The following is a 10,092-nucleotide window of genomic DNA, read 5'->3' as shown; positions in this document are numbered from 1 at the left end:
AAAATTTGCTTGTTATTCTGGTATTGTTCCTTTTGAATATTCCTCAGGTACTTCTTTAAGGGGCAAAAGTAGAGTAAGTCATTTTGCAGATAAAAAAATGAAATCAATTCTTCATATGGCTTCACTATCCGCGATAAAGCATGACGCAGAAATAAAGAATTATTATGAAAGAAAAAAACAGGAAGGAAAACATTCCCTCCTGATTATAAATAATGTAAAATGCAAAATTATAAGCCGAGCATTTGCTGTAATATTCCGTAATACACCATTTGTAAATACTTATAAATTTGTATCTTAAATTTTAAACTTTTTATTTGCTTTTTGTCATAGAATGCGCCAGCGGGGGGATATCTATTTTCTAACAAAAACAAACTTCTGTATAACTTTAATCATTAATAATAAAAAATAGATTATGCCCGACAAAATAATAAATATTATGATCTGGCAAAATATAAATGCTATATCACTACCTCCTAAAAAACCACAAAATAATGCTCCATAAAGATATGATTGTGAATAAAATATTAGTAGAAAAAATTCACAAAGATTATTGTCACAAAAAGTGTTATTCAAAAATTTTTCAAAGTGTAAACCTGTTAAATTGTCACAGGTTCCTACTAATAAGTATATAAAACTAATTGTAGAAGCAATTTTAAATCGTGTCTTGTCCATTTTAATAATAGTTATATATTGATTCAAAAATTAAAAAAAATTTACCACCTCCCACTAGCTCCTCCCCATTTTTTTGGTATTGATCCATCTTCTTCCTCCTGTAATCTTAAAGAACTTGGTTTAACTTTTGAATCAATATCTTTTCCATCGTTTCTTAATTCTATCCATTTTTGCTTTACTCTTGGAGATTCACCTAACAGACCAGGCGCACCCTCTCCCGTTATAACAACCTCTCCATCAGGCGATTTCATTTTTCTCAAAACAGCAGAAGGTACATCTGAACAATCACTTTGAGTTAAGCAATATTTTTCTTGTGCTACAGAAATCCCAGCAGCTATACCTTCAGAGTCTTTATCATTAGTATTTATGTAATACGCTTGATCATATCTTTGTATCTTATTACCGTCTTTATCTAATTTAAATATCATATTAGATTCTTCACCTCCACCAATTTTTGAGTGATTAGTGCCATCCATTACTTCGAAATTATGAGCACTATTTTTAAATTCATCTAAGGATTTGAAATGCTTAACAGTATATCTACTATCACCATAAGCTCCTCCACTTTTAGATGCACCATCTTTGGATATATACGTCCAACCCTTTTTATTATCACCAACCAAAACTGCTTGATGGCCTGCTCCTTTAGCTCCAGCAGAATTACCAAGTACTATAACATCCTCATTCTGTCTTCCATCCGGATCAATAAATCTAATCGGATTATTAAAAGCGTAGTTGTAAGGACTATGTCTTGTCATCTTCTCTGCCAACGGATCAACAACGCCCCATCTTCCCAAATCAGGCATGTAGAACCTTGCACCATAATCATACATCCCACTTTCCTGAAGTTCCTTTCCATTGTACTTATAATTCAAATAACCACCTAATAAACTTTTAATTCCTCCTACATGATTCATTCCAAAAGCATAGTAATTATTAGTATCTGTAACTTCAAGAGCTCCTGAGCTGTCTTTGGCAAAGCTCACACGGGTATTTCCAAGGTGGTCTTTGTATTGATAAATATAACGATTTTCCAAGAAACTGTAAAAGCCTTCTGCAGTTGATACAAAATCAAGAAGCCAGGCTGGTTTTATGGGGATTTTAGCATCGTTTATATTTTCATTTTTAAAGGCTTCTTGTTCATACGCAACACTTGTCCTACACCAAAGGCATATAGAGGTTCCTGAATAACGATACTGAAAACCATCCAAATAATCAGTCATATTTGTGGTAATCGTGGTATTTCCTCTGCCTCCTCCGCTTGTATAGGTTTTACGAACCTTTGTACCATCAGCTCTGTAAAGGTAACTTAACCCAAAATTATTAACTTCTCCTACAGCGTTAATCTGAGTAATTGAAAAATCATTCGGTAGGTTAAGATGATTATAAACTATACCATGGATCCCTTTATCCAGCATATCTTTCATACTCCCATTAAGATCATATCCAATTATGTTATTCCCTCCTTCATAGCCTGTATCATTCATCCCATCTTCTATCACCTGATCCAAACGGTTTCCTGTATATCGATAGGTAAGATTATCTATCTGCGTAAAGGTTGTTCCTGCTGATATAGGAGTAGCATTTCTTTTCAATGTCTTTATATTACCGTTGAGATCATAGGTAAGATATTCATCAAAATAACCGGAATTTCCTGTAGAGGGTTCTTTATAGAAAGCATTAACCAATCTGTTTAACTTATCATATTCATAGTTGTATCGTTTCAAAAGATTTTCTGATCCGTTATTCCAATCGATTTCAGTAATGTTTCCATTGAACTTTCCAACTGACAGAGGATTGGCTGGATTATTATATCTCATTTCATACCCAAACAACTTTCCATTCAGATTAGAAGGATCATTTATTTGGGTAAGCCAGCCTCTGATATTATACTTATAATCCATCTGCTGAAGTGGTGAAGCCGCTGCAATTCCTCCTACCTTTTTAGATTCTAACTGGGAAATTTCATTATACTTGTTTTGAGTCAAGTATTCTACCTGATTGCTGTCAACCTGATGTTTATGAACCAATAATCTGTTCTGATCATCATAGTCAAAAGTTTCCGTAATCACTCTTTCCGTGTCAGAGTCTAACCGCTTATGTCTGGTAATGGTTTGTTTGGGTAAACCTGCAAAATCAAGCTTGGATTCTGTTCTGGTAAACCCTCCTAAATGATTGATAGAATGGCTTCCAACAGCTCTTCCTTTGTTGTCATAATAGGTATAGTTCTTCGTCCAGTTATCATCTTCAATATTTTTTACCAGACTCACCAAAGGAAGTCCTCTGGTGCTTCTTCCATCAGCAGAAGAGGTATCCGTTAAAACAGTCATATCCGTTGTATTGGCAGGAAGGGCGGGATTGAAACTGTATCCAGGATAGGTATCATAATAGTTTACGGATAGCAAGCTAACGATAGAGGAACCCTGAGGATATGCAAAGTCTCTACTTCCATAATATACATCCATTCCCTGGCTGGAAAACCCTACAGTACCCGCTCTGTTAACGTTATTGAATCCAAAAGCTTCTGCTTTAGTTTGTTCCTCTGCTCTTGTTCCTCCTGTACTGATTCCTGTATAAGCGACTCTTCCAAGCTGGTCATATTTGGTGAACAGCCACTGCCCTTTTGCATTTAATTCAGCATCCTGAGTTGCCACCAGTTTATCCTGAGTGTCATACACCATAAACTCCCAACCTTTACCTGGAAACTTTTTTCCTACCAGTCTATTTCTTCCGTCATAGCGGTATTGATAGGCTAATGCGTCATGCTCCGGTGTTCCCCAACTGGCTAATTGAGATAAAAGCGGAGGAATAACAAAAACCAACTGGTCATATTTATTATAAACGTAATAGGTATCTGCATTTTCTGTAGCGCTGATCACTTTTCTCACCAATACAACCTGCCCTCTGCTGTTTTTAAACTCAATGGTTTTATTTTCATCTTCGTCAGCCACTGTATTTTTATACAGCTGAAAGTCTCCATAGATTCCATCATTACTGATGGTTGATGTGGTAATTCCGTTGGCGAGGGTTGTGGGAGCTGCAAATTTCCTTACATTATCACCTGTAGTATTAACGTCATAGCCAAATTTTACAGGTTTTGTATTCCAGTCATTACCCACCTGCTTCTGCTCCAGAACTCTGTCTAAAGGGGAGTTTTCAATTATTTTCTCTGTGTAAATCTTTTCAGAACCATATGGGCTGCTGCTTACATTACTAAAAGGGTCAGAAACAAGGGTTCCATTGGATGTACCACTTTGAGGAATAGGAAGATATTCTTTTATCTGCCTCCCAAACTGATCATATACAATAGGAACTACTACATCCTTTCCCAGCGGGGATGCTTTTATATTGATTATTTGCTTGGGTCTTCCCAATCCGTCCAGGTACTGAACCGTTTCTGAAGATTTTGTTACCGAGGCTCCGTTATAATCAAGATACGTTTTGGTCTGAACATAGTTTTCTGTATTGGGAAGCTGGGAAAGCTGGGACTTGGCGGTTCCCATAATAAGGATTCCTATAGGGATTATGATTTTTTTCATCGGTTTAGTTTTTATAATTGTATTTCATTTCCTTCACCTTCTGCTGTTCCATATTCTTCACCTGCTGAGGTCGGTTGGCCGCATCATACAGATAATTTTCTCTTATTCCGGACGGAGGGGTTATACTGGTTACCCCAATTAATAGGTCGTGGGTATAGGTGATAATTTGAGGAGTTCTTCTTGGAAGAGCTTCAATGGCTTTTCTGAAAGTAACCAAATCATTTATTAAAGCAGATTCATTGGCCGGATTTGCAGCATCTGAATTGGAAGAATTAACGACAGCTGTAATAACGGCATCCGGAATTTCACTTAAGGTAATCCCTACGATTTTAGCAATAGGAAGGGTTTTATTATAACCCCAGATAATAACCGTTGAAACTCCGTCTCTTGCGGTATACTGCTGTACATTTCCCATTTCATCGTATTTATCGTAAGTGACTTCTTTGGAAACAGTATTTGATAAATCAGTAGAATTCACCTGATAAGGTAATGCCAGCCCTGAAGTTTTTGTATCTGCATCGGCCTGACTTATCGGATATAATGTTTCTGCTTTAGAAACGGTTAATCCGTCTTTTTTGGTTTCTGTTTCTAATGGAATACTTATTATATTTTTATTGATAAGAAACAGATTCCCTTTCTCAAGTGGATATTTATAAGATGTCTCATCTATCGTATTGTCTGATGAAGTCGTTTTACTCTTTTCAATATTATCGCTAATATTATAGGTGTAATCTTCAACCGTTTTCAGTGTTTTATTATTAGGAAAATACTGAGTCTTCTTAGACTGTATTAAATTGGTTTTTCCCACAATCTCCTTAGAAAAATAGTACTGAACAAAAGACATCGGATTGACACCAAACCCCATTGCATCGGCATAAAAACATATATGAGAAGGTAAAGTAGTGCATTTATCCATTCTCAGCTTATAGATCTCATAGCTGTCTATATGACTCCCATTGAACCTGTTGAAAATAAAATTATTCCGAATCAGAAAATTAATCCCAGTGATCTCTGTTGTGGAATGATCATCATAGGTATTTTCTTCTTGTAAAAGCATATTGTTATTTGAATCATACACTTTCTTATTTAGCAGATTTCCTCTACGGTAATCTGTATTTTGTGTATAAGCTCCCGGAGGAGACATGGCAAAATAAGAAAACAATGGATTGGGTGAGTCAATAGGACTTGTAAATTCGTTGACCGTTTTTCCTTTAAAAACAGATAAATCAGAACCTGCTGTATAATCAATATCCTTAACGGTAATATATTTATAACCCACATCCGCACCTTTTGTTTTCTCCGACGAAAGGACATTTTTTGTGGATGTCGTGTTATAAGTCATATGTAAACTATGATCCTGAGATGTTCCATTAGCAGGATTAATACATAAATACGTATTGTTATAGGCTTCCTCATATTGAAAGACAGGAATTGGGAAAACCAGTGCTCCGCTGCTCTTGGAAGGATCCGTAATATCATTATACTCATAGAGTTTCTGTTTTTGCAGCACTTTTTCATTATAGAATTGAATATCTCTGATCCTGATTCCTCCTCCGTACAAATAATTAAGGGAATTATGTGCCTTTCGGTAATACCCGGAAAATCTTGCTGTAAAATTGGTAGGAATTGGATTATTGGGCATATTCCCGGATACAGTACTTAAGGTCACATAGTATTTCCCTGCGGGAAAACTTCTCTTTTGCCACGGATTATAATTGGGATCAATATCAATAAGCGGACCTAGCCCCTGAACCATTGCATTTTCCATCTGGCCTGTGGCCTCATTGAGTCTATAAAAATTCAAAGACCACGGCTCGCTCGTATAACTCCCCCCCTCAGAATAGAATAAAATTTCCTGTGGCTCTGTGAGTGTGAAAAAATAAGCAGGATTTTGCCCAAAATTATTGATCGTTACATAGGATGACATAGTATCCCAGTTCCCAAGATTGGATGAGAAATCGGTGATTGGTTCAATCGGATTAGCCGTTGGGTCCTGACTTTGCGTAATAGAGCTCGGCTTATAATTGAATCTATTCAACTCATAATTATAACGAATTTCTCCTCCGGTGGGCAGCTTCATTTTGGTAAGAACATCTTTTTCAATACATCCGGGAGAAGATTCAAACATCGTTTTAGGAGCAAGCAAATCCAGAATTGGAGTTTGCTGTACACATCGGTAATGCCCCCATAAGTCACCTCTTATATCTTCTGGTAAATAAGGCAATTGTTTAGAATTCCCTCCATATGTGAAAGTGTAAGAATGATCTTCCTGTACATTTTTATCAAGAATGGATACTTTTTTCAGCATCATTTTTGAACTGTATGCATAGTCAAAATTATACTGCTTGGTAGATGTATTGGTAAAAAAATCTTTTATGGTGATTTTACTAAGCTTTTTGTTATTATTAGGCATCGTGAGGTTGCTATCCTCCCTGTTTCCTGTATATTCAAAATAAACTCTGGCCCTGTCTTTTACCTCAATATTATCTAGAAACCGGCTATAGGTATGGTTTAAACTCGTTGATGTTTCATAATCAGCAGGATAAGTATTGACAATATCATCATAACAAATTGAATTTTGAGGAATTACATCAAAAGGATATTGCGGTCCTCTTCTTTTAGCAATAAAAGTGGATACAGACTGCTCAATACCATTCGTATAATTGAACTTTACTAATAATTTATTATCCTCATACACTTCACTAAGGTAAAATCCGGTATTCAAATTCTGATATTCAAGATTATCATTGGTATTCACATTGGATGTATTGGTCGTATTGATCAGATAGGAACGTGAAGACTGCTCTACCACATTAAATACATATTTTAGTCCTTTATCATCAGTAATTTCAAACTTTATGGGCGCATTTTTACTGTCAAAAGTAAAATCAATTTTAAAATTATTTTTATCCAGTTTTACTAATTTCAGGAATCCCGTTGTCTCATCTCTTTTAATAAAAAACCGTCCGGTATATCCCATAAAATTGTACTGGTACAGATCATAGCTATTATCAAAACGGTTGAACAGAACGGATTCAAAAACCTGTCTAAAAACCTTCTGATCATTGAAGCCGCTTCCGCTCCCATTCTGAAGATAATTTTTTACAATATTATAGTTGTTTATAAAAGGTTCCAGGGCATTAAAATAGATCCCATATTTTCCGGTAACCTGGTCCGATTCATCTGGCAGATCCCTAATGGTACGGGAAATCATTCCCCCGGCGAAAAGGCTCCATCCTAAACCATATTCCGAGGCTACATCATCCACTTTTGCACTTAAAGGATGATAATTAAGCGATATATTCAGGTTCAATTTTGAACTGTTTGTGGAGAAATTTTCAATAGGAATATTCACATCCGGAATCCCTGTATAAAGGCTCACAGGAACTTCCTCAAATTTCATTAAAGAGCTTACTCCCGGGCTTTGAGGTAAGCTCCGGTTGAGTTCTTCTACATAGTTTTTTCCTTGTCCTTTTGCAAGAAACAAAGCCCCGCATATAGGAAAAAGGAGACTTAATCTGGTTATTATTTTTTTCATTTGTGCTTATTTCTTAATTAATTTAGCATTCGCCGTTTTATTCGTATCCGTTTTTATCGTCACCAGATAGGCTCCCTGAATCAAAGCCTGGGTATTGATCTTGGTCACTCTGTTCTTGGTTTTTATATTTTGAAGCTGTCTTCCGCTCATATCATACAAGAGGATATCAGCATCTTTAAAATCAAAGCCGATTTCTACATAAGCATAGTCTGATACTGGGTTTGGATAGATTTTGATGTCGTATTTTTCGATCAATTGATCAACCTGCTTGTCTCCCAATTTCACAATCTTCCAGTTTTCTTTTCCTAATTCTTCGGCACTTGTTCCGGCCAAAACAATGGAACCATCTCTGTTCAGTTTTAAATCGGAAAGCCTTTCCTCTTTTTGTCTGGATTCTCCGGTGATATGCTTTCTCCACTGTTCATTGCCATTCTGATCTAAGTACAGCATCCAAAAAGTTTCATCATCGGTTTGTATTCTTCCTTCTGCCTGAGTATAACCTCCCAATAATATTCCTTTGGAAGATTTATCATCTGCTGAATGAAGGACACTCATACTCATTAAAATATCACGGTTCTTGAAGTTGTAGGATTTCTGCCATTGTTCATCGCCTCTTTCGTTCAAGGAAATGAGCCATAGGTCTGTTCCTTCTTCAATCCCTACCGTTTTGTTTCCTGATCTTTCCGATCTTGATTCGCCACCAATGATAAAACCATTTGAAGTTAAAGCCAGTGTTCTGATATGATCATCCCCTTTACCTCCAAAGTTCTTTTCCCATTCTACTTTTCCTTGTTTGTCTAATTTGACAATCCAGTAGTCGCCTTCGCCGAAGTTATCAGTTTGTTTTGAGGTTGCAGATAACAGGTTGCGGGATGCAGGGTTCGTGGCAGTAGTTTCACGGGTTTTAGCTTCAGATCCCGAAACACGAACCTCGGAACTTCTGGAGTAGATTCCCAATAATGCTCCGCCGTCTTTTGTTGGAATCATTTTCTCGACTTCGTCTAAGCCTTTTCCGCCTAAAATTAATTGGGATAATTCTTTTCCATCCTTATCCAGTCTTGTAATCAAGACGTCTTTGGAACCGTACCCTTTTGCAGCATTTTGTACATTTCCGGCAACAAAGAATCCTAAATCTGTCGTTTGAATCACAGCTCTTGCTTCTTCATCAGAAGAACTTCCCAATGTTTTTTGCCATAATTCATCTCCGAATTCATTAATTCTGATCAGCCAGATGTCTGATCCTCCCTTGGAATCCTCTTTTTTATCCAGTCCTTTTCCTGAATAAGAGGTTCCGGCTAAGAGAAATCCGCCATCCTGTGTGGTAACGGTTGCTGATAAATAATCATGATTTTGTCCGGAAAAGTATTTTTCCCAGACCTCATTTCCTTGCTGGTTGAGTTTGACCAAATGGAAATCGTAACCGTTGTTTTGCTTACTTCCTGAAGTCTGCTGCTTATTGCTTTGAATAGAGCTTCCCGTGATCAGATATTGCTGGTCGATGGTTGTGGTGACCTGGCTTAGAAAATCCTGAGTAGAGGATTTGATGTCTTTCTGCCATACCACTTCTTGGGCAGAGATGCCCAAGACCGTGCATAAGGTGAATGCACCAATATAGAGTTTTTTCATTCCTGTGTTGTTGTTTTCTGAATTAGTAATCAGTTTATTGAAACGGTGTGAATTTAATAGTTTTTGAAATACGAAAATCAACTTAATGCAGTTTACTGTAAATCATACTATTAATAATTAAATTTTCTTTATGATGGAGTAAAGTATGTCTTATTCTGATGTAAAATTATCTCTGTGAAGCGACAGAAATTGTCGTATAAAAATCTATTTGAAGCTGATTAATATATACCCACAAAAAAAAACCACTCTTCCGAGTGGTTTTCTATTCTTTGAAATCTGATCTTATTCATAAATTACTACATCATTCTTCTTGATTTGGTAGCTTTTTTTGTGAGGGGCTAAAACATAGCTGTCTTTAATGTGAGTTCCGCTTTTCCAGATTTTCCCTTTTTCTTCTTTATTCAGGATAATACTTTTCGCAGCTCCATCTGGGATAAAAATTTCAGCTTTTTTCATGTTTTTATTGAAAATTACGGCAGTCATTGAAGTATAACTTTTATCTGAACTTACTTCTTTTAGTTTTATTTTCTGATTGAAAGTTTTTATACAATCATTTTTTAACTGTGAATAGGTATATCCGGCAGAGCCGATACAACCATGAACATCTCTATCACCTCCTACCACAGGAGCTTTTTTTTGTGCAAAAACTAAGGAACTAAGAAACACGGCACTGAATAAAATTGTTTTTTTCATATATAAGATTTTTTGTTTTTTGAT

General features: G+C 36.3%; 5 protein-coding genes. 1 reads left to right on the top strand and 4 read right to left on the bottom strand.

Features of this window, described 5'->3' with window-relative positions; all coding sequences use genetic code 11:
• Positions 1-298 (top strand): transposase (locus C1634_RS23615; protein WP_133248980.1); only part of this gene is annotated, 298 nt, incomplete at its 5' end.
• 415 nt (positions 299-713) lie between these two features.
• On the opposite strand, the gene C1634_RS23605 is transcribed toward C1634_RS23615, so the two are convergent.
• The 4 genes from C1634_RS23605 to C1634_RS23590 all read right to left on the bottom strand — a co-directional run bounded on the left by C1634_RS23605 (position 714) and on the right by C1634_RS23590 (position 10,068).
• Complete coding sequence (locus C1634_RS23605; protein ID WP_109739240.1) at positions 714-4,211, bottom strand: DUF6443 domain-containing protein; 3,498 nt, start codon at positions 4,209-4,211, stop codon at positions 714-716.
• Positions 4,212-4,215: 4 nt separating this feature from the next.
• Complete coding sequence (locus C1634_RS23600) at positions 4,216-7,749, bottom strand: hypothetical protein (protein ID WP_109739239.1); 3,534 nt, start codon at positions 7,747-7,749, stop codon at positions 4,216-4,218.
• Positions 7,750-7,755: 6 nt separating this feature from the next.
• Complete coding sequence (locus C1634_RS23595; protein ID WP_109739247.1) at positions 7,756-9,375, bottom strand: T9SS type A sorting domain-containing protein; 1,620 nt, start codon at positions 9,373-9,375, stop codon at positions 7,756-7,758.
• Between the two features lie 282 nt (positions 9,376-9,657).
• Complete coding sequence (locus C1634_RS23590; protein ID WP_103233497.1) at positions 9,658-10,068, bottom strand: hypothetical protein; 411 nt, start codon at positions 10,066-10,068, stop codon at positions 9,658-9,660.
• Positions 10,069-10,092: the final 24 nt, after the last annotated feature.

The organism is Chryseobacterium viscerum (genome assembly GCF_002899945.2).
In the GTDB taxonomy this organism is placed as follows: domain Bacteria; phylum Bacteroidota; class Bacteroidia; order Flavobacteriales; family Weeksellaceae; genus Chryseobacterium; species Chryseobacterium viscerum.
The sequence above is the reverse complement of the archived record's forward strand: the minus strand, read 5'-3'. Positions and strand labels throughout refer to the sequence as shown.